This window comes from Tatumella sp. UCD-D_suzukii (genome assembly GCF_000611875.2).
In the GTDB taxonomy this organism is placed as follows: Bacteria; Pseudomonadota; Gammaproteobacteria; order Enterobacterales; family Enterobacteriaceae; genus Tatumella; species Tatumella ptyseos.
In genome coordinates, this window is the sequence record NZ_JFJX01000056.1 from 160,506 (window position 1) to 181,086 (window position 20,581).

At 54.4% G+C, this 20,581-nt stretch carries 15 protein-coding genes and 1 pseudogene; 9 read left to right on the top strand and 7 right to left on the bottom strand.

The annotated features are described in order from the left end of the window. Positions 1–41: 41 nt before the first annotated feature. On the bottom strand, positions 42–1,103 hold the full coding sequence (locus CG67_RS13060) for a YeiH family protein (RefSeq protein WP_025903388.1): 1,062 nt from the start codon (positions 1,101–1,103) through the stop codon (positions 42–44). 145 nt (positions 1,104–1,248) lie between these two features. Here CG67_RS13060 and yieE point away from each other — a divergent pair, with 145 nt between their 5' ends. Together yieE and CG67_RS13070 are read left to right on the top strand one after the other, a co-directional pair. Further along, positions 1,249–2,127 (top strand): DNA-binding transcriptional regulator YeiE, encoded by an 879-nt coding sequence (yieE, locus tag CG67_RS13065; RefSeq protein ID WP_025903389.1) that lies wholly within the window; start codon positions 1,249–1,251, stop codon positions 2,125–2,127. 132 nt (positions 2,128–2,259) lie between these two features. Then, positions 2,260–3,735: an amino acid permease gene (locus tag CG67_RS13070; RefSeq protein WP_025903390.1), complete on the top strand. Its 1,476-nt coding sequence runs from the start codon at positions 2,260–2,262 to the stop codon at positions 3,733–3,735. Positions 3,736–3,806: 71 nt separating this feature from the next. Here CG67_RS13070 and fghA read toward each other — a convergent pair whose 3' ends face one another. After that, positions 3,807–4,649 (bottom strand): S-formylglutathione hydrolase, encoded by an 843-nt coding sequence (gene fghA / locus CG67_RS13075; RefSeq protein WP_025903391.1) that lies wholly within the window; start codon positions 4,647–4,649, stop codon positions 3,807–3,809. Positions 4,650–4,711: 62 nt separating this feature from the next. Continuing rightward, a complete protein-coding gene (locus CG67_RS13080) occupies positions 4,712–5,641 on the bottom strand; it encodes a LysR family transcriptional regulator (protein ID WP_025903392.1) in 930 nt (309 codons plus the stop codon). 242 nt (positions 5,642–5,883) lie between these two features. Between CG67_RS13080 and folE the strand changes: the two genes are divergently transcribed. Then, positions 5,884–6,549, top strand: a complete 666-nt coding sequence (gene folE, locus CG67_RS13085; RefSeq protein ID WP_025903393.1) for a GTP cyclohydrolase I FolE — start codon at positions 5,884–5,886, stop codon at positions 6,547–6,549. Between the two features lie 63 nt (positions 6,550–6,612). Beyond that, positions 6,613–7,758 carry a DUF418 domain-containing protein YeiB gene (gene yeiB, locus CG67_RS13090; protein ID WP_025903394.1) on the top strand — a complete coding sequence of 382 codons (1,146 nt, stop codon included), beginning with the start codon at positions 6,613–6,615 and terminating at the stop codon, positions 7,756–7,758. A 409-nt stretch (positions 7,759–8,167) separates the two neighbouring features. Here the strand turns inward: yeiB and sanA are convergent. The 4 genes and pseudogenes from sanA to metG form a co-directional block, all read right to left on the bottom strand. After that, positions 8,168–8,857 (bottom strand): annotated as a pseudogene (gene sanA / locus CG67_RS13095) (outer membrane permeability protein SanA); the annotation flags it as partial. Between the two features lie 120 nt (positions 8,858–8,977). Next, complete coding sequence (locus CG67_RS13100; RefSeq protein WP_025903396.1) at positions 8,978–10,675, bottom strand: NAD-dependent malic enzyme; 1,698 nt, start codon at positions 10,673–10,675, stop codon at positions 8,978–8,980. Between the two features lie 143 nt (positions 10,676–10,818). Next, positions 10,819–11,709: a cytidine deaminase gene (gene cdd, locus CG67_RS13105; protein ID WP_025903397.1), complete on the bottom strand. Its 891-nt coding sequence runs from the start codon at positions 11,707–11,709 to the stop codon at positions 10,819–10,821. A gap of 196 nt (positions 11,710–11,905) precedes the next feature. Beyond that, positions 11,906–13,972, bottom strand: a complete 2,067-nt coding sequence (metG, locus tag CG67_RS13110) for a methionine--tRNA ligase (protein WP_025903398.1) — start codon at positions 13,970–13,972, stop codon at positions 11,906–11,908. A 187-nt stretch (positions 13,973–14,159) separates the two neighbouring features. On the opposite strand from metG, the gene apbC reads away from it, so the two are divergent. The 5 genes from apbC to CG67_RS13135 all read left to right on the top strand — a co-directional run bounded on the left by apbC (position 14,160) and on the right by CG67_RS13135 (position 20,576). Continuing rightward, positions 14,160–15,257: an iron-sulfur cluster carrier protein ApbC gene (gene apbC / locus CG67_RS13115; protein WP_025903399.1), complete on the top strand. Its 1,098-nt coding sequence runs from the start codon at positions 14,160–14,162 to the stop codon at positions 15,255–15,257. A gap of 284 nt (positions 15,258–15,541) precedes the next feature. Then, positions 15,542–16,105, top strand: a complete 564-nt coding sequence (ahpC, locus tag CG67_RS13120) for an alkyl hydroperoxide reductase subunit C (RefSeq protein WP_025903400.1) — start codon at positions 15,542–15,544, stop codon at positions 16,103–16,105. Positions 16,106–16,174: 69 nt separating this feature from the next. Then, a complete protein-coding gene (ahpF, locus tag CG67_RS13125) occupies positions 16,175–17,746 on the top strand; it encodes an alkyl hydroperoxide reductase subunit F (protein ID WP_025903401.1) in 1,572 nt (523 codons plus the stop codon). 349 nt (positions 17,747–18,095) lie between these two features. Beyond that, a complete protein-coding gene (locus CG67_RS13130; RefSeq protein ID WP_152975065.1) occupies positions 18,096–19,175 on the top strand; it encodes a hypothetical protein in 1,080 nt (359 codons plus the stop codon). Positions 19,176–19,460: 285 nt separating this feature from the next. Continuing rightward, entirely contained in the window at positions 19,461–20,576 is a 1,116-nt protein-coding gene (locus CG67_RS13135) for a DUF4056 domain-containing protein (protein WP_029990586.1), read from the top strand. The last annotated feature ends 5 nt before the right edge of the window (positions 20,577–20,581 follow it).

Consider the following 20,581-nt stretch of genomic DNA (forward strand, 5'->3'; position numbering starts at 1 on the left):
TTCCCGGTCTCTGGTAGATGTGACACATCATACCTGAGGATTTACTTCATAACATGCCATACCAACAGATTGACGCCAGCGCCGCCGATAATCAGCCAGAGAAAAACAACGCCTCCCAGCAGTAGTGGCTTCAGCCCGGCAGTTTTCAGCTGAGACAGGCGGGTGCTCAGGCCCAGGGCGGCCATTGCCATTGCCAGCATGATATTATCAATGCAGTGGATCCAGCTCAGCAGGGTGTCAGACAGTAAACCGAACGAGTTAACGACGGCGACCAGAATAAAAATCAGGGCAAACCAGGGGAAGGTGATTTTTCCGGGGCCTTCAGTCTCTGCAGACGGGCGGGTGCGGTTAACCCATTGGCCCAGCAGCAGCAGGAAGGGTGCCAGCATCATGACCCGCAGCATTTTGGCAATCACTGCGGTATCTTCGGCCTGCGGACTGATAGCATGGCCGGCTGCCACGACCTGGGCGACCTCATGGACGGTCGAACCGGTATAAATACCGAACTGTTCAGCACCGATCCCCGGCAGCCAGGGGTGGATAACCTCCCAGATCAACGGATAGATAAAAATGGCCGCCGTACCGAAGATAACGACCGTCGCCACTGCGACGGCCACTTTTCCGGCATCGGCTTTAATGACCGGTGCGGTCGCCAGTACTGCCGCCGCGCCGCAGATACTGCTACCGGCTCCGATAAGCCACACGGTCTGTTTGTCCGGTTTTATCCAGTACAGTCCTGCCAGACAGGTCACCAGAAACGTGCTGCTCAGCATGATCATGTCGGTGACCAGGCCGCGATAACCGATATGGCTGATTTGCTGAAAGGTCAGGTTAAATCCGTATAAAATAATCCCCAGTCGCAGCAGGTAATGCTTACTGAAGGCTATCCCTTGTTCGCAACGAACGTGAACCGATGCGGGCAGCAGATTACCGGTAATAATACCGGTCAGGATTGCCAGCGTCAGTGCACCCAGTCCCAGCCTGGCAATCAGAGGGATCTGGATCAGAGGCAGCATGCCTGCCGCTATCACCCCGCTGAGCAGGATACCGTTGAGCAAGGGGAGGCGGGGCAGAGGTGCCCGGTGGGGCTGGTGCAGAGTCATCGTGTTCTTCCTTCCTGAGTTACTGACCTTCATCCTGCCGGGGTTTTGCTTAAAAGAGAAATTGATTATATATTTATAATTAACCACTATAACTGGTTATAAATCGGGTGTTACCCCATCCGTGAAAAATCCGTGAGGAGAAAGAGTGCATATCACCCTGAGGCAGCTGGAAGTATTCAGCGAAATTGTTAAGAGCGGGTCGACCACCCGTGCCGCGCAGCAACTGGCACTTTCACAGTCCGCCGTCAGTGCTGCGCTGGCTGATCTTGAACATCAGTTATCGGTGAAACTGTTCGATCGCTCCGGCAAGCGACTGATTGTGAATGAACACGGTCGTTTGCTCTACCCGAAAGCCGTCTCATTACTGGAGCAGGCCAAAGAGACTGAGCAACTTTTCCGCGAAGATCATGGCGCCATCCGCATCGCTGCCAGCAGTACTATCGGTAACTATCTGCTGCCCGCCATGATGGCAGAGTACCGGCGTGATTTTCCGCAGGCACCATTGGATCTCACGGTGGGTAACAGCCAGGATGTGATACAGGCTGTCAGTGATTTTCGCGTGGATGTGGGGCTTATCGAAGGACCTTGTCATATTACCGGCATTGTCAGCGAAAACTGGCTACAGGACGAGCTGGTGGTTTTCGCTTCACCCCGGTCAGCCATTTTCAACCAGGCAGTCACGCTGGAAAGACTGGCAGATTCGCCCTGGATCCTGCGGGAACGGGGGTCAGGCACCCGGGAGATAGTGGATTATCTGCTGCTTTCTCATCTGCCTCATTTCAGAATTGAGATGGAGCTTGGAAATTCAGAGGCTATCAAGCATGCGGTACGCTACGGGATGGGCATAAGCTGCCTGTCACGCCGGGTGATCGCCGATCAGCTGGAAAATGGCAGTCTGCGCCAGGTTCCGCTGCCGTTACCGCCGCTGACACGGACGTTGTATCGCATCCATCATCAGCAAAAACATTTGTCCCGATCGCTGACCCGTTTTCTGTCTTATTGCCGTGAACAGGATATTGTCTGACCCGGCCCGCCCGGGGTTGCTAATAATAGGCAGGGGATTATGAAGGTAACTTATAACGCAGTGGTAATGCTATACAGGTAACGGTGAGCTGGTACAATCGCGCCTCATTTTTATCCAGCATAGTGTTTACTGATGAATAATAATACAAAAACAACAGATAAGCCTGGCCTGAAACGTGTATTAAAAGCCCGTCATCTGACGATGATAGCCATTGGCGGGTCTATCGGTACCGGGCTCTTTGTCGCCTCAGGGGCCAGCATTTCTCAGGCCGGACCCGGCGGCGCACTTCTTTCTTATGCCATTATCGGTCTGATGGTTTACTTCCTGATGACAAGCCTCGGTGAACTGGCAGCGTATATGCCGGTCTCCGGATCGTTTGCAACCTACGGTGCCAAATACGTCGAAGAAGGCTTTGGCTTCGCTCTGGGATGGAATTACTGGTACAACTGGGCAGTCACCATTGCCGTCGACCTGGTCGCCGCACAACTGGTGATGGGCTACTGGTTCCCGGACGTTCCTGGCTGGGTCTGGAGCTGCCTCTTCCTGGCGGTGATTTTCCTGCTGAACGTGATTTCGGTTAAAGGCTTTGGTGAAGCGGAATACTGGTTCTCGCTGATTAAAGTGGTGACCGTGGTTATCTTTATTATCGTCGGACTGATGATGGTGACCGGTATTCTGCGGGGTGCAGGAGAGGGTGGCTGGCATAACTGGACCATTGGCGGTGCACCTTTTGCGGGGGGATTCTCTGCGATGATCGGCGTGGCGATGATTGTCGGCTTCTCTTTCCAGGGGACTGAACTTATCGGGATTGCGGCCGGTGAATCGGAAAACCCGGGCAAGAATATCCCGCGCGCTATGCGTCAGGTATTCTGGCGGATCCTGCTGTTTTATGTGCTGGCTATCCTTATTATCAGTCTGTTACTGCCGTATACCGATCCGCGTCTGCTGCATAATGATGTTAAAGACATCAGCGTCAGTCCTTTCACTCTGGTGTTCCAGAATGCCGGGCTGTTATCTGCGGCTGCGGTAATGAATGCAGTGATCCTGACGGCAGTGCTCTCTGCCGGTAACTCCGGAATGTATGCGTCTACACGGATGCTGTTTACGCTGGCACAGGAAGGGAAAGCACCAAAAATCTTTGCCCGTCTGACGGCAAATGGTGTGCCGCGTAATGCACTGATTGCGACGACCGTGATTGCAGCACTCTGCTTCTTATCATCCAAATTTGGTAATCAGACCGTCTATATGTGGTTACTGAATACCTCAGGGATGACCGGCTTTATTGCCTGGCTGGGGATCGCCATCAGCCATTACCGCTTCCGTCGCGGTTATGTGGCGAAGGGGCATAACCTGGCAGACCTGCCTTACCGTGCAGGGCTCTTCCCGCTCGGACCGGTGTTTGCGTTTGTGCTCTGCCTTATCATCACACTGGGGCAGAACTATCAGGCCTTTATGGCCGATACCATTGACTGGTATGGCGTGGCAGCGACCTATATCGGTATTCCGTTGTTCCTGGTGATCTGGCTGGGCTATAAATGGACGCGCGGGACCCGTTTTGTGAAATACCATGAGATGGAATTCCCGGCCATTTCCAAAAGTGACAGCTAATCTGTCAGTCCGGTTAGCTTAGTAATAAAAAACCCATGCAATGCATGGGTTTTTTTATGGCTGGTGTTGCGTCAGGCCGCCAGCAGATGGCGTGCGTGGAAACGAAGATGATCTTCAATGACGCTGGTAATGAAATAGTAGCTATGGTCATAACCTTCCTGCCAGCGCAGGGTCAGATCATATTGATGTTCACGGGCGATATTTTCCAGCACTTCCGGTTGCAGCTGTAGCGGGTAAAAATTATCAGAAAGCCCCTGGTCTATCAGCACCGGCAGCCGGTGGGTGGCTTCCGCCATCAGCAGGCTGGCATCATACTGACGCCATGCATCACGATCCGCTCCCAGATAGGCGGTAAAGGCTTTCTCGCCCCAGGGGACGGAAGAAGGATTGACGATGGGGGCGAAAGCCGAGACCGAGGTAAAACGTCCGGCCTCACGCAGGGCCAGTACCAGCGCACCGTGGCCCCCCATCGAGTGCCCCATAATAGCCTGACGATCGCTGAAGCTGAAGTGTTCTGCCAGCAATGCGGGCAACTCCTGAGTCAGGTAACCGTACATACGATAATGCCGGTCCCAGGGGGCCTGTGTGGCATTAAGATAAAATCCGGCTCCCTGGCCCAGGTCGTACTGCTCATCGTCGGGAACCTCACTGCCACGCGGACTGGTATCAGGCATAATCAGCGCAATACCTTGCCCGGCGGCCAGTCGTTGAGCGCCGGATTTCACGGAAAAATTCTCATCAGTACAGGTCAGCCCTGCCAGACACCAGAGCAGCGGAACCGGCTGAGCGGTCGCTGCCGGGGGCAGGAACAGACTGAATTTCATCTCACAGCCCAGCGTCGCTGAGGTATGTTGCCAGCGTTGCTGGCGGCCACCAAACATCAGATGCTCTTCGCAAAGAGTGAGTCCGGACATATCACGCTCCTGTCATTAATCAGCATTCGGGGCTGTTGCAAAGGCAACAACCGTTAAAAAAATCAGGGGGAAACGGGCGTGCAAGGCGTGCTCCCGGTAATCTCTTCGTCGGTGCCTGCCGGGGTATCCCGTACAAAAAAGCGGATCATCAGCTCCTTGAGGGCTTCAACATTCGGGGTAAACGCATCCCGTCGCCAGATAAGGCAGGTTGAGACCTGGCTATATTTCTGCGGCAGATGATGAACACGAATACGTGCCCGGTCACTCATCTGAGCCAGCACGGAATACGGAATAATGGCAAGTCCGGCCCCTCCCGCCACACAGGCAATCATCGCATGATAGGAATGAATTTCCATAATACTGCCGGGCTGTGCGTCACCTTCGCGAAACCACTCCTCCAGCTTCAGCCGGTAAGAGCAACTGTTACGGAATGCAAAAAACGTCTCGCCCTGAACATCCCGCGGGCAGGTGACCGGCAGGTGTTCACTGCTGGTGATCAGCACCAGCTCTTCACGGAAAGCGACACAACTGTGCAGTTCGTCATAACCTTCCGGGCTGTCGGCCAGGGCGGCAGCCACCGTCCCTTCGCGTACGTGGTCGATAATTTCGCCGGATGTCCCGGTGATCAGGGACAGAGAGACCGACGGATAACGCTGGTGATACGCCGCGAGCAGACCCGGCAGGCGGGTCGCCGCCGTACTTTCCATGGTGCCGAGCGCAAAATTTCCGGCCGGTTCCCCCTGGCGGGTCATGCTGATGGCTTCTTCGCTTAATGCCAGAATACGTTGGGCATAACCGAGAAAGTTATGTCCGACCGGGGATAAACGTACCCGCTGTTTTTCGCGGATCAGTAAGTCGGTTCCCAGCTCTTCTTCCAGTTGTTTAAGGCGGGTGGTCAGGTTGGACGGCACTCTGTGGAGTAATTCTGCCGCCCGGGCGACCGAGCCGGTATCGGCAACGGCACAAAACATCCGTAGCTGCACCAAATCCATAATTATTCTCTTTATGAAATGAAGTTAAAGTGATTTATTCATAATTTTTGTGATTGTAGTCGCCGCGGCGGCGGCAGGCAAGCCTGAACCGCAGGGCTGATGTGTGAAATATTTTTTGCTGCTGATGAAAGATGATCACCGTAAGCTACTGGATAATCCCGCCGGACTGATTCACAATAAGCAATAATTATGATTCGCCGCCCGTTGCCAGGGCTGAGAATTCACCTGCCGGAGAATAGTAGATGTCCCTTTTAAGTCAGGAAGCGGCACTGGTACATGAAGCACTGGTGGCCCGCGGTCTGGAAACCCCGTTACGTAAGCCTGCGCGTGAACTGGATAACACCACACGTAAAGCGCTTATTGCCGGTCATATGACCGAAATTATGCAATTACTGAACCTTGATCTGGACGATGACAGTCTGACCGAGACTCCGCACCGTATTGCGAAAATGTATGTCGATGAAATCTTTTCGGGTCTCGATTATGCCAATTTTCCGAAGATCACGGTAATTGAGAATAAAATGAAGGTCGATGAGATGGTCACGGTGCGTGATATCTCGCTGACCAGTACCTGTGAACATCACTTTGTGACTATCGACGGTAAAGCTACCGTGGCGTATATCCCGAAAGATAAAGTGATCGGTCTGTCAAAAATTAACCGTATCGTGCAGTTCTTTGCACAGCGCCCGCAGGTGCAGGAACGTCTGACCCAACAGGTGCTGGTTGCGTTACAGACGCTGCTCGGGACCAATAATGTGGCAGTGTGTATTGACGCGGTTCATTACTGCGTTAAAGCCCGCGGGGTTCAGGATGCGACCAGCGCGACCACGACCACGTCACTCGGCGGGTTGTTTAAGTCGAGTCAGAATACCCGTCAGGAATTTCTGCGCGCGGTCAGACACAACTGATTTCCCCGTTATCAGGCCATATCCTTCAGGATATGGCTTTTTCTTTCCTGTCAGGGTTGTCACATGCCGCGTTATCCCCAGCTTGATTTTATCCGTGGTGCCGCCATCGCCGGCATACTGCTGTTGAATATTGTCAGCTTCGGTTTACCCTCGGCCGCCTATCTGAACCCGGCCTGGCAGGGATTTATTACGCGTCCGGATGCCATCAGTTGGGCAGTCCTCGAGGTCTTTGCACGGCTTAAGTTCCTTAACCTGTTCGCGTTACTGTTTGGTGCCGGACTGGTGTTTCAGTTGCCGAAAGGCGGAGCCTGGATACAGTCGCGGCTGGGCTGGCTTTTACTGTTCGGCGTGCTGCATGCCGTACTGTTATGGCAGGGGGATATTCTGGTGGCCTGGTCGCTGGCCGGGATGCTGAGCTGGCGGATGATCCGCGATGCACACTCTCCCGGCGTACTGATGCGCACCGGTATTCTGTTTTACGCGGTCGGGTGCCTGATGTTGCTGTTGTTCGGGGCGATATCTTCAGGCCATGCGGGCAGTGACTGGCTGCCCGGTGCCGCCGAGGTTTTTCTTGAACAGCAACGGGTACTGCACCCCGGCATGGCTGCGATAGATTACCGCACCGATCATCTGGCATCGATGCTGGTGGCATTTTTCGGACAGTATGGCTGGGAGCTGACCGGACTGATGATGATCGGCGCGGCACTGGTGCATAATGGCTGGCTACTGGGTAACCGCCCCCCGGCCGACTATCTTCGTACAGCGGCGTTATTACTGGTTCCCGGTTTTCTGCTGGAAGCCGCCGGCACGACAGCCCAGTGGCTCACTGGCTGGTCATTCCGCTGGAGCGGATTTTATCTGCAAATTCCCGGCGAAATTGCCAGCCCCCTGATAAGCCTGGGGTATGCGGCACTGGTGCTGGCCGGCTGGCAAAAAATCTCATCGATGCGGGTCGGTTATCTCTTTTGCTGCATCGGTCGTATGGCCCTGAGTAACTATCTGCTGCAAACCCTGGTCTGTACGTTGATTTTCTCCACTGCCGGGTTCTTCCTGCATTTCCAGCGCTGGCAGTTGTTACTGATAGTGCCGTTTATCTGGGTGATCAATGCGCTGTTTTCGCTGTGCTGGTTACGGTATTTTCCGCGCGGGCCGATGGAGCAACTCTGGCGGATCCTGACCCGGAAAACAGCCGGTTCCGGTGAGGGATAAGCGCGTTTATTCGGTTCCCGCCCGGCAAGGGCGGTATCCCGGGTTAGCGTACTGCTGAGTCCGGGCCTTCAGGCCCGGTGGTAACTCCGGGTTTCACTGCCGGGGGAAGCGCGGGGGGCCGGACAGGCACCTGTGCAGCGTTAGCCGGTACCGGACATTCTGTTCCCCCCGGCAGCATCTGATGGTAATTCCGGGGGCGGCGTCCGGCATCATTATCCGCTGCGCGGGTAACACCTGACAGGGCATCCGGCGGTCTGATCGGCAAAATCCCGGTAACGGGGCCGGAAACCGCAGGCTGACCGGCAAAGGTGGCCAGCAGAGCGCAATTTGCGGCATGAGCCTGATACCCGTCAGTCAGCGGGGCGGCTTTTGCTTTGTGTTCCGGGGCGGGTTGTTCCGGGGTTCCCTGTAACTGTTGCGGCGTAATGGCCGGATAGCCCGGGGCGTTATCAGGAATTTCGGTGACCGGCGGGATAGGGATCAACGGACCAAGATAGCGAGGCTCACTTTTAAACAGGTACAAATCCGCCAGGGCGGCAATGCGTGCAGCAATTTCACGGATGCGAATACCCAGCATATTCTTAGGAGAAGGAACGGCATAGCACTGTGCTGCAATCCCCTGATGCATCGCGATAAACAGGGCGCGTTCACAATGAAAACGCTGGGTAATAATGGTGAAATCGTTAGTATCAAACACCTTACGGGTACGGATTATAGAATCCAGCGTACGGAAACCGGCATAATCCAGCACAATATCCGCCGGGTCGACACCGGCACGGATAAGATCCCTGCGCATCGTTCGGGGTTCGTTATAACTCTGCAGGGCGTTGTCACCGCTGAGCAGCAGATAATTCACCTTTCCGCTGTTATAGGCATTCAGAGCGCCCTGGATGCGGTAAAGGTAATACTGATTCAGCTCACCGGTACGGTAATATTTTGAAGTCCCCAATACCACGCCGACTTCACGGTGGGGCAGCTGACTGACGTTTTCATAAATATAGGGGGCAGTTTTCCAGCTGATCCAACGGTCAAGCCCCAATGCAGTCACGCCTGCCAGTAAAATCAGGCAACAGAGAAGGGTAAAGAGACGTTTGAGCATGCGGCCGGATCACTCATCTGATAATTAAAAAGTGACCCAAGGGTACTTGAGCCACTTCGGTCAGGCAAGCGCAGACATTATCGCTGCGCTGCCGGTGGAAGGTTCTGCTGAACGGCAATCTCAGATTGAGGTCCGACGGTAATGGCGATAGGCCGGAGTCCAGAAATTATCCTCTATCGCCTGCGCCAGTGCCTCTTCGGAGCTTTCCGGGGCGACGCCGGCGAGCCGGGCGGCACGGGCCACTTCTATCGCTATCCGGCGGGAAACCTGCTGGATATCACTCAGTTCCGGCAATACCGGGCCGGTGGGGTCGGTAGCAAGAGGCGAGCAATCGGCCAGTGCCCGGCTGGCACTCATCAGCATAGAGTCGGTCACTCTGCTGGCCCCGGAGGCAATAATACCCAACCCGATCCCGGGGAAGATGTAAGCATTGTTACACTGGGCTATCGGGTAGACCTTATCCTGCCAGGTGACCGGCGCAAACGGGCTCCCGGTGGCTATCAGTGCTGCACCCCCGGTCCAGCTGATAAGATCTGCCGGGGTGGCCTCCACGCGGGACGTCGGGTTTGATAAAGGCATAATGATTGGCCGTGGGCAGTGACGGTGCATTTCACGAATAATTTCTTCGGTAAACAGCCCGGGCTGGCCGGAAACACCAATCAGGATAGTCGGTTTGGCGTTGCGTACCACATCCAGCAGAGAAACGTGATCACTGCCGGTTTCCCAGTCGGCGATAGCCTCTGAGGACTGCACCAGACGGGCCTGGAAAGGTAACAGGTTGGTCAGTTTATCCGTCAGCAGGCCGTATCGGTCGACCATCATCACCCGGCGACGGGCTTCGGTATCGCTCAGACCTTCAGACGTCATTTCATTAATAATCTGCTCTGCAATACCGCAACCGGCGGAACCGGCACCGAGGAACACAATGGTCTGTTCTGAGAGCGGGCTGCCGGCGGCCCGGCTGGCGGCGATTAGCGTGCCAACCGCCACGGCAGCGGTTCCCTGAATATCATCATTGAAGCAGCAGAGTTTATCGCGGTATTTTTCAAGAAGCGGAGTTGCATTTTTCTGTGCGAAATCTTCAAATTGCAGTAACGCATGGGGCCAGCGCCGTTTCACCGCACTGATAAATTCCTCTACGAAGGCATTGTACTCTTCCTCACCAATGCGGGGATGACGCCAGCCCATATAGAGCGGGTCATTCAGCAATTGCTGGTTATTGGTGCCGACATCCAGCACGATAGGTAAGGTGTAGGCCGGGCTGATACCACCACAGGCGGTGTAGAGTGACAGCTTGCCGATAGGGATCCCCATGCCGCCGATCCCCAGATCCCCGAGACCGAGAATACGTTCACCATCCGTCACGACGATCACTTTGACATTCTGTTTGGTGGCGTTCTGTAACATATCTTCGATATGTTCGCGGTTAGGGTAGGAGATAAACACACCGCGGGCGCGACGATAGATGTCTGAAAATTGCTCACAGGCGGTACCGACCGTCGGGGTATAAATGATGGGCATGACTTCCTGCAGATGGTCTGCCAGCACACGATAGAACAGCGTTTCATTGGTGTCCTGAATATTGCGCAGAAAGACGTGCTTATCGATATTATTTTTGAATTCCTGGTATTGCTGCCAGGCCCTTTCGGCCTGTTCTTCAATGGTCTCTACGGTTTCCGGTAGCAGGCCATTGAGGTTAAACTCGTTACGTTCCTCCCGGGAAAAGGCGCTGCCTTTATTGAGTAGCGGAAATTCCAGCAGGATCGGGCCGGCATAGGGAATATATAGCGGTCGTTTACTCTCGTAATCCAGTTCCATCATTGATACTCCGTTGTAAAGCCCGGTCACCGGGTGAGGCCACCGGAAGGTCTTTAGTTGTCAGCAAATTACGCCTTTCCCGACGTTTTTCAAACAGGTTATTTGCCGGTAATCTGTCAGATTTCCGGCAAATTCATCTCAATTTATGAGCGGGTGAGGCAGACATAATCCAGATTATGGCAGCCGAGCGCGGCCAGGGTGGTCTGAGTCGCACTGCGCTGAAGCAGAGTGGCATCTTCCGATTCGGCCAGCACGGCACGCTGAATTTCGGCGCAATCCCCGCCTTTGAGATTGAGCAGGATCAGCGCCGATTGCAGTGGCGGTAACGTCGGATTATACGCGGCATTTTCTGCATAGCGACCGGCATAAATTGCTCCGTCACGGGTCTGCAAAGCAACGCCGCTGAATGCGTCACTGTAAGGTGCATAACTGAGGCTGGCGGCATGTATCGCCGCCTGTGTCAGCGCGTCACCCTGCGGGATAAACTGCTGGTCACTGACATCCATCAGCACGCTGTGAATGTTCAGGTCTGCCGGGCCAAAGGCGGCCGGCAGATAGTCAGCCAGCGCCCGCGGTGGCTGATCCGGCAGGCAAACCGTCAGGGACAGGCCGCTGTTTAGCTCATTCATAAATTGCCGGCAGTGACCGCAAGGCGAGTAATTGACGGTGATCGCCGCCAGTTTCTCCTCGCCCGAAAGCCAGGCGTGGGTAATGGCGCTTTGTTCAGCATGCACCGTCTGTTGCATGGTGGCACCGCTGAATTCCATATTAGCGCCGAAGTACCAGCATCCGCTGACGCCCCGGGCGATGGCTCCGACGTTAAAATGCGAGAGCGGGGTGACGGCACAACTGGCTGCCAGTGGCAGCAGGGCCAGTGCCAGGGCATTTTCGTCAAGGCCGGTAGCAGTCATCAGATGATGTACGGTTTCCGGCTGAAGAAGGGCCGTAAAATGCGGGTCATCAAGCACGGGTTTCAGTGCCTGTTGCAGAGGGGTATCAAGTGTGGCAAACGCCGTGGTAAAACGTGGATGCATACAAAGCCTCATCGGGTGAGCCGGTTATCCCTGGTTTTTATAGGTGATCCCGGTCCGGGACACAATGTAATCTGCTCTCTTATTGCAGTTCTGTGTGACAAACCGCAAAGTTCAGAAAAATAGCAGCAGAGAGATGTCCGGCAGCAGAGGAAAAAAAAGCCGGTTTGCACCGGCTTAACGAAATAGCTTGTCAGGATTAACGCACCGGCATGCCCGGTTGCGCACCACTGTCGGCAGACAGAATAAACAGGTCTTTGCCCCCGTTACCGGCTGACAGCACCATCCCTTCAGACACGCCAAAGCGCATTTTACGCGGGGCCAGGTTTGCGACGATGATCGTCAAACGGCCGACCAGCACCGACGGATCCGGGTAAGCCGCACGGATCCCGGAGAAGATCTGGCGTTTTTCGCCGCCCACATCCAGCATCAGGCGCAGGAGTTTATCGGAACCCTCTACCAGCTCTGCCTGTTCAATCAGTGCGACACGCATATCGACTTTGGCAAAGTCATCGATGGTAATCACACCTTCCACGGACGCTTCTTCCTTTTTGGCCGGTTTTGCCACGGCAGCCGTTTTCTTCTGAGTCGCCGCCGCAGCAGGTGCTGCCTGTGTCGCATCTTCTTTTGATGCATCGACCAGCGCCGTGACTTTACTCATCTCGATCCGCTGATAAAGCGCCTTGAAAGGTGCCACAGTATGACCGGTCAGCGGCTGTGCAATGCTATCCCAGCTCAGTTCGCTGTTCAGGAAGGCTTCACTGCGGGCAGAGAGTTCCGGCAGTACCGGTTTCAGCCAGGTCATCAGAATACGGAACAGGTGGATCCCCATCGAACAGATAGCCTGCAGGTCAGCATCACGGCCTTCCTCTTTGGCAACCACCCACGGTGCCTGCTCATCCACATAACGGTTAGCCAGGTCTGCCAGTGCCATAATTTCGCGGATAGCACGACCAAACTCGCGACTGGCCCAGGCTTCACCGATTTTCTCGCTCGCATCGACAAAGGTCTGGTACAGCGCCGGGTCAGCCAGCGTCTCAGAAAGCTTGCCGTTGAAACGTTTCGTGATGAAGCCGGCATTACGGGATGCCAGGTTAACCACTTTGTTCACGACGTCGGCATTGACCCGCTGTACGAAGTCTTCCAGATTCAGGTCGATGTCATCGATACGGGAAGAGAGTTTCGCCGCATAGTAGTACCGAAGGCTGTCGGCATCCAGGTGTTCAAGCCAGGTGCTGGCCTTGATAAAGGTCCCGCGGGATTTAGACATCTTGGCACCGTTAACCGTGACATACCCGTGGACAAACAGGTTATCCGGTTTGCGGTAGTTGCTGCCTTCCAGCATGGCAGGCCAGAACAGGCTATGGAAGTAGACAATATCTTTACCGATAAAGTGGTACAGCTCGGTGGTGGAATCCTTTTTCCAGTATTCGTCGAAGTCCAGATCACCGCGTTTATCGCACAGGTTTTTGAACGAGCCCATATAACCGATAGGGGCATCCAGCCAGACGTAGAAATATTTGCCTGGCGCATCCGGAATTTCAAAGCCGAAATACGGGGCATCACGGGAAATATCCCACTGTTGCAGGCCGGATTCGAACCATTCCTGCATTTTGTTCGCTACCTGCTCCTGCAGCGCGCCGGAACGGGTCCAGCTCTGCAGCATGTCAGAGAAAGAAGGCAGGTCGAAGAAATAGTGTTCGGAATCACGCATCACCGGCGTGGCGCCGGAAATCGCTGATTTTGGCTCAACCAGTTCGGTCGGGCTGTAGGTGGCCCCGCAGACTTCACAGTTATCACCGTACTGGTCGGCTGCCTTACATTTCGGGCAGGTCCCTTTCACAAAGCGATCCGGCAGAAACATGCCTTTTTCAGGATCGAACAGCTGTGAAATGGTGCGGTTCTTAATGAAACCGTTGTTTTTCAGACTGCCGTAAATTTTTTCAGACAGGACGCGGTTTTCTTCACTGTGGGTAGAGTGATAGTTATCGTAACTGATATTAAAACCAGCGAAATCTTTCTGATGTTCCTGGCTCATCTCTTCAATCATTTTTTCCGGGCTGACGCCCAGTTGCTGTGCTTTCAGCATGATGGGGGTGCCATGGGCATCATCGGCACAGATGAACCATACAGTATTGCCACGCATTCGCTGGTAACGCACCCAGATATCCGCCTGGATGTGTTCCAGCATATGCCCGAGATGGATAGATCCGTTAGCGTACGGCAGGGCGCACGTTACCATTATTTTCTTTGCGACTTGAGTCATAGTTTGCGTAGCTTTCTGTTATTTGGAAAAGAGTCTGAATGGTAACCGAAGGCACCCTTAACGTAAACAAGTGCTGGGCGATAAAGGCAGGATCGCTGACATGCCGGTCAATCTGCTACTATAAGCGAAGAAAAATGGTTTACCGGGCGTGCCGTTCGTCACGTCCCCGTCAGAAGGAGAAGGGATAATGCCGGCACTCACCCCGGAAGAATTACATGCACAGGTCAGTGCGGTAGTTGCCGCGTTTCAGCATCCAACCCTGCAACAGGATCTTATTCGCCTGCAGGCCCTGCACCATGTGGCGTTACTGGATAATGTTTTACACATTGAACTGCTCCTGCCGTTTGCCTGGCAGTCGGGCTTTGAGTCATTGCAGGAAGAAACGAGCGGAACACTTTGCCAGATCACCGGTGCTGACCGCGTGGAATGGCGACTGAGCCATGAGATTGCCACCCTGAAACGGGCCAAAAATCTGCCAGGTGCCCGGGGCGTAAAAAATATTATTGCCGTCAGTTCCGGTAAAGGGGGGGTCGGTAAGTCGTCCACGGCGATTAATCTGGCCCTGGCACTGCAGGCTGAAGGGGCAAAAGTGGGAGTACTGGATGCTGATATTTACGGGCCTTCAGTCCCCATGATGCTGGGCAGTGAGGGCGAGCGCCCTTCATCGCCGGACGGCAAGCATATGAACCCCGTGATGGCCCACGGGCTGGCAACGAATTCAATAGGGTATCTGGTGACCGACGACAACGCGATGGTCTGGCGCGGTCCGATGGCCAGTAAGGCACTGATGCAGTTGCTGAATGAGACCCTGTGGCCGGAGGTGGATTACCTGATTGTGGATATGCCCCCCGGCACCGGCGACATTCAGCTCACGCTGGCGCAAAATATCCCGGTGACGGCCGCACTGGTGGTCACCACCCCGCAGGATGTTGCGCTGCTGGATGCGAAAAAAGGCATAGTGATGTTCAATAAAGTGTCGGTGCCGGTGCTGGGTATTATCGAAAATATGAGCGTGCATCTCTGCAGCCAGTGCGGGCATGCGGAAGCTATTTTTGGTACCGGCGGCGCAGAAGCGCTGACGGAAGAGTACGGCCTGCATCTGGCCGGAAAAATCCCGCTGCATATTTCGCTTCGTGAAGATCTGGATGCCGGACAACCCACGGTGAGTCGCTGGCCCGATAGCGGGTTTACCCGACTGTATCGTGATATTGCCAGCGGTATTGCTGCCAGACTGTACTGGCAAGGCGAGGTTGTTCCGCCGGATATTTCTATCCGTACCCTGTAAACAGATTGGGTCTGTTGTCATCCTCTTACGCCGCGGGGCCTCCGCGGCGCTGCATCGGGTCTGTAGCGTATTGTCAGGCAGACCCCGCCAGTCGCCTGAGCGGTTACTGAGATTTTCGTTGCCTGCCGGTGAGCGGGGCGGATGATCCCTGCGACATGCTCCGACAGAACGATAGCCCGGGTCAGTTTAATAGGTTTCAGTGATTACATTGATAATGACAGTGTATTAGCCCGTGTCCGCCCCGACGGTTACTCTGTAGCTCAACTTTTCATGGAGGGCAACTCATGTCAATTATCAATACTCAGATTAAACCGTTCAAAAACAGTGCATTTAAAGATGGCCAGTTTGTTGAACTGACAGAAAAAGATGTGGCAGGTAAGTGGAGTGTCTTCTTCTTCTATCCGGCTGATTTCACCTTTGTCTGCCCGACTGAGCTGGGCGACGTGGCAGACCACTACGACGAATTTCAGAAACTGGGTGTCGATATCTACTCAGTCTCTACCGATACCCACTTTACCCATAAAGCATGGCACGGCAGCTCAGACACCATCGCTAAAATCCGTTATGCCATGATCGGTGACCCGACCGGTGCGCTGACCCGTAATTTCGACATTATGCGTGAAGACCAGGGGCTGGCTGACCGGGGCACCTTTATCGTCGATCCGCAAGGCATTATCCAGGCCGTAGAAATTACCGCTGAAGGTATCGGTCGTGATGCTTCTGACCTGCTGCGTAAAGTGAAAGCGGCGCAGTATGTGGCGACCCACCCGGGTGAAGTGTGCCCGGCGAAGTGGAAAGAAGGTGAGGCAACACTGGCACCGTCACTGGATCTGGTCGGAAAAATCTAATACACCGCACCAGTCGACGTATTTTCACGGGTGCTCTGGCACCCGTTTTTTTTGTCAGGGGAAATGACCATGCTCGATACAACATTAAAGAACCAGCTCAGCAGTTATCTCGAAAAACTGACCCGTCCGGTAGAGCTGATTGCCAGCCTGGATGACAGTAAAGCTTCAGCAGAGGTGGGTGAGCTACTGGAACAAATTACGGGTCTGTCAGATAAAATTTCACTGCGCCGGGAAGATGCCCTGTTCAGCCGGCAGCCGTCATTTATGATTGCGCAGGCAGGGCATACGCACGGGCCGGTCTTCTCCGGCTCTCCCCTTGGACACGAATTTACGTCACTGGTGCTGGCACTGTTACAGACCGGCGGTCATCCTTCGAAAGAGAGCCAGCAGCTATTATCCCAGGTGGCAGAACTCGACAGTGACCTGCATTTCGAGACCTATTATTCGCTTTCCTGCCATAACTGCCCGGATGTTGTGCAGGCGCTGAACCTGATGGCGATCCTTAACCCTAAGGTGACCCATACCGCTATCGACGGCGGCGTTTTCCGTGAGGAAGTGGAGCAGCGCCAGGTGATGGGCGTCCCCGCGGTGTTCCTGAACGGTCAGAGTTTCGCGCAGGGCAGACTGTCGCTGAGCGAGATTGTCAGCAAAGTGGATACCAATGCCGGTAAAAAAGCGGCGGAAGCCCTGAACCAGCGTCCGCCTTATGATGTACTGATTGTCGGCAGCGGACCTGCCGGCGTGGCGGCTGCGGTCTATGCCGCCCGTAAAGGGATCCGTACCGGACTTATCGGTGAACGTTTCGGGGGACAGGTACTGGATACCGTCGATATCGAAAACTATATATCGGTCCCGAAAACCGAAGGTGGCCGCCTGGCAGGCGCATTACGTCAGCATGTTGATGACTACCGGATTGATGTGATTGAAGCACAATCGGTCAGCCGTTTATTGCCTGCCGAAACCGCCGGTGAACTGCACCGTCTGACCACCGGATCCGGCGCGACGCTCAGTGCCAAATCCGTGATCCTGGCCACCGGTGCCCGCTGGAGAAATATGAACGTGCCCGGCGAAGAAGCGTACCGTACCCGCGGTGTCACCTATTGTCCGCACTGTGATGGTCCTTTATTTAAAGGTAAACGCGTTGCGGTGATCGGCGGCGGTAACTCCGGGGCTGAAGCGGCCATTGATTTAGCAGGCCTGACAGAGCACGTGACCCTGCTTGAATTCGCCCCCGAAATGAAAGCCGATAAAGTCCTGCGCGATAAGCTGCACAGTCTGCCGAATGTTGAGGTCATACTCAACGCGCAGACCCGTGAAGTGGTCGGCGATGGTCAGCAGGTGACCGGGCTGCAATATCAGGACCGACTCAGTGGCGAACTGCACAGCGTCGCGTTATCCGGCATCTTTGTGCAGATAGGCTTATTACCGAACACCGGGTGGTTAACGGATACCCTGTCGCTGAACCGCTTTGGTGAAATTGAGATCGACAGCAAATGTGAAACCAGCCGGAAAGGTATTTTTGCGGCAGGTGACTGCACCACCGTGCCCTATAAGCAGATTATTGTGGCTTGCGGAGAGGGGGCAAAAGCCTCATTGTCAGCGTTTGACTACCTGATCAGGACGCCGTCGCTGAATGGCTAAATTTCCTGCGCTGTAGTTTACGTCTGTATTTTTAATTATCCCCGCGGTTATCAGTAATAACCGCGGGGATTTTTTATATTAATTTTTTATTGTTCCTCAGGCGTCATCATTCGCGGGTGTTATTGATTGTTTACTGGTGATTATATTATTCACCCGGTTCCTGGATATTAATATAATTAACGTTAACAGGATTTAATGATTGAATAATAATTTACTTAAGTGGTTAATTTTAATAATTTGTTTTTATTAGCATCTTATGCTGAAATCAACGCCATTTACTGCCGCATAATTCCTGCTCTTTTACCGGGCGAAATATGCCTGCATATCATTCATGGCAGACGATGAATCAATGAAAATAAGATATCAGCTATTCAGCCTTCTGGCAGTGTTTTGCGTTATTTTACCTGCCAGTAGTAAAAGCGGGTTAGCGGACCTTGCCGATCTTTATCAGTTACCTCAGACGGGCCTGAACCCCCGTGAAGACGTGGGTAAGGGGCCGTCCACGCCGCCAAAAAACACAGCGCTTCCCGTTCAGCATTATAACCGCTGGCTCCCGTTGCTGGGGGAGCAAGCGGTAGAGAGGGGGTATGAGTTACCGCTGCCCTTCGGTATTGGCATTAACTATATGAATATCCGGCAGAATATCGATGTGAAGTCCATCGCCTTCAGTGGACTGGGCCTCGGGAACCGGGCCTTACCGGGGGGGCTTTTTGCTATTGATGCCAGTAAAACCCGGCAATATAGCCAGACCCGGACGCTTCGTCTGGATACCTGGATCCTGCCATTCTGGGATCTCTATGGCATTACCGGACAGACGCGAGGCCATTCCATGTCTTCTGTCGGGGTGGACTCTGATCCGGATCAGTTTAAAGGTGACCTGATAAACCAGATGATTGCCGGCATTATCCACGGTATGCATCATGCCGGGAGCTTCGATAACCTTAATTTTGAGCTGAAATTTAAAGGCAATACTTACGGTATAGGGACAGTGCTGGCGGGAGGCTCGGGGGACTGGTATGGCCTGCTGGATATTAATTACACTCAGACCCGTTTTGACATCCTCGATGGCAGCATCACTGCTCTGACGGTCTCACCCCGGGCGGGGTACCGCGTTGATACGCCGGGTCTCCGTGCCATTGGCTTGCCTCCCGGGAAACTGAACCTTTGGGTCGGCACCATGTACCAGAATGTGCAGCAGGAATTTAAAGGCAGCCTTAACGATTTGTCGATGCCGGCCTCTTTAAAAGCACTGATGGCGATGGCGAATCAGAAGGGGGAAGGGCGTTTCGATGTTAAACAACATCTTCAGTCGCCCTGGAACATTCTGCTGGGCGCGCAGTACAGCATGACAAAACATTTTAATCTGGCGACGGAACTCGGGTTTGCTGAACGTCACAGTATCATGGTTTCCGGCGAGTATCGTTTCTGATGTATTCAGTGTGCTTACGCAGGAGCAGGTCACCCGGAGCAGACGGCTTTCGCCGGGCTGTGGTGAGCATTTCCGGGGATATTCTCCGGGCCATTGCCGGGATATTCTGACGAGCCGGCCGGGTAAAGGACACTGGTTGCCGACGAGCGGTGCCTGGTAACGGTTTGCCTTTCAGCCTGCTATGAATATACGTCCGGATTATGGTCCCGGTAAAGGAAGCCGTGCTCTCTATTTTCAGGCAGGGGAAGCGTTTTGAAGCAGTGGATAAGTATTCTGACCAGCATTATGGCCCTGTGCGGACAGCCTGCCAGCGCAGCACTGGCTATCGGCAGTGATTTTTCCGAATTGCCTCAGCAACAGGCCACCCGGGCCTGGCCGGTAGCTGCCCCGGCGGCGATACCGGACGGATTACGGCCCTGTTGTGCGTTCGGTTACCGTCTGAAAACACAGATTTTCGGTATCCCCGTGCCGTTTTACCGTATCGGAAACATCGCGGGAGCAGGGGCGCTGGGACAGCATACCTATAATGACAGCCGCTTCAATTCCTTACTGGCGATCAGCGGATTGGGGGCGGAAAATAATGGCATTATCTTTACCCGGCGCGGCGGATTTATTGATACGGCCCATATCCGCGACAGTGCCGACATGACCTTCTATCTGTTTACCCGCCTGTATCCGACGCTGGGGAAAGCCTTTACGCTCTCACCGGGCGGGGAAGAGCTGGCCCGGCGTAAAATAGTGTTTAAAGCATTTACGCCTCCGGCCGATCGGGCACAGGCGTATTCGCTGGCAGTCTGGCTGGCGGCCCGGATAGCGTTTGATCTTGCGGCCTGGCATGAAATTGCGCAGTGGTATGGCTTTGAGTCAGTCCCGGGCTTTCCTGAAGGGATCTCGGCCTTTTCACCGGAGGATCTTTATTCCAACCTCGTCGGGGCACGACTGGCCGCGTCAGTGCTGCTTGACGGTCATGGATACAGCCGGACAGGCTTTAATCTGGCGATGACGACCGTGTTACCGGATGCGCTGGCACAGCTGGGCGGAGTACCTGCCGCACAAACCCGCCTTCAGTTTGATCGGTTGGACCAACGCTGGTGGGACAGTACAAAAGCGGTACCGCAAAAATTTCTGTTGTTAAAACGTAATTATCAGACAGGGAGTGATCGCGTCCCGACACCGATCCCGGGGGAGCCTCAGGCCGTTTTACGGCTTGCGCTGCCGGCCAGTGTTGCCGGAGAGACGCTGGATACCCTGGCTGAACTGCAGCTCTGGCCGGGGAAAAGGATGGGGAACCTGCCGAAACCTGTCCGCTATTATACCCGCAGGGATTTCCCCGCGTTGGCCTCGTTTGCCAGGTTGAACGACCAGCAGCAGTTACGTCAGGCGGCAGGCCCGGAGTCATGATTGTC

Coding starts and splice junctions, on each gene's coding strand:
- CG67_RS13100 (WP_025903396.1), bottom strand. CDS start 10,675: ATGGAACTGGATTACGAGAGTAAACGACCGCTATATATTCCCTATGCC.
- yeiB (WP_025903394.1), top strand. CDS start 6,613: ATGCCGCGTTATCCCCAGCTTGATTTTATCCGTGGTGCCGCCATCGCC.
- CG67_RS13070 (WP_025903390.1), top strand. CDS start 2,260: ATGAATAATAATACAAAAACAACAGATAAGCCTGGCCTGAAACGTGTA.
- metG (WP_025903398.1), bottom strand. CDS start 13,972: ATGACTCAAGTCGCAAAGAAAATAATGGTAACGTGCGCCCTGCCGTAC.
- CG67_RS13060 (WP_025903388.1), bottom strand. CDS start 1,103: ATGACTCTGCACCAGCCCCACCGGGCACCTCTGCCCCGCCTCCCCTTG.
- ahpF (WP_025903401.1), top strand. CDS start 16,175: ATGCTCGATACAACATTAAAGAACCAGCTCAGCAGTTATCTCGAAAAA.
- cdd (WP_025903397.1), bottom strand. CDS start 11,709: ATGCATCCACGTTTTACCACGGCGTTTGCCACACTTGATACCCCTCTG.
- CG67_RS13080 (WP_025903392.1), bottom strand. CDS start 5,641: ATGGATTTGGTGCAGCTACGGATGTTTTGTGCCGTTGCCGATACCGGC.
- fghA (WP_025903391.1), bottom strand. CDS start 4,649: ATGTCCGGACTCACTCTTTGCGAAGAGCATCTGATGTTTGGTGGCCGC.
- ahpC (WP_025903400.1), top strand. CDS start 15,542: ATGTCAATTATCAATACTCAGATTAAACCGTTCAAAAACAGTGCATTT.
- CG67_RS13135 (WP_029990586.1), top strand. CDS start 19,461: ATGGCCCTGTGCGGACAGCCTGCCAGCGCAGCACTGGCTATCGGCAGT.
- CG67_RS13130 (WP_152975065.1), top strand. CDS start 18,096: ATGAAAATAAGATATCAGCTATTCAGCCTTCTGGCAGTGTTTTGCGTT.
- apbC (WP_025903399.1), top strand. CDS start 14,160: ATGCCGGCACTCACCCCGGAAGAATTACATGCACAGGTCAGTGCGGTA.
- folE (WP_025903393.1), top strand. CDS start 5,884: ATGTCCCTTTTAAGTCAGGAAGCGGCACTGGTACATGAAGCACTGGTG.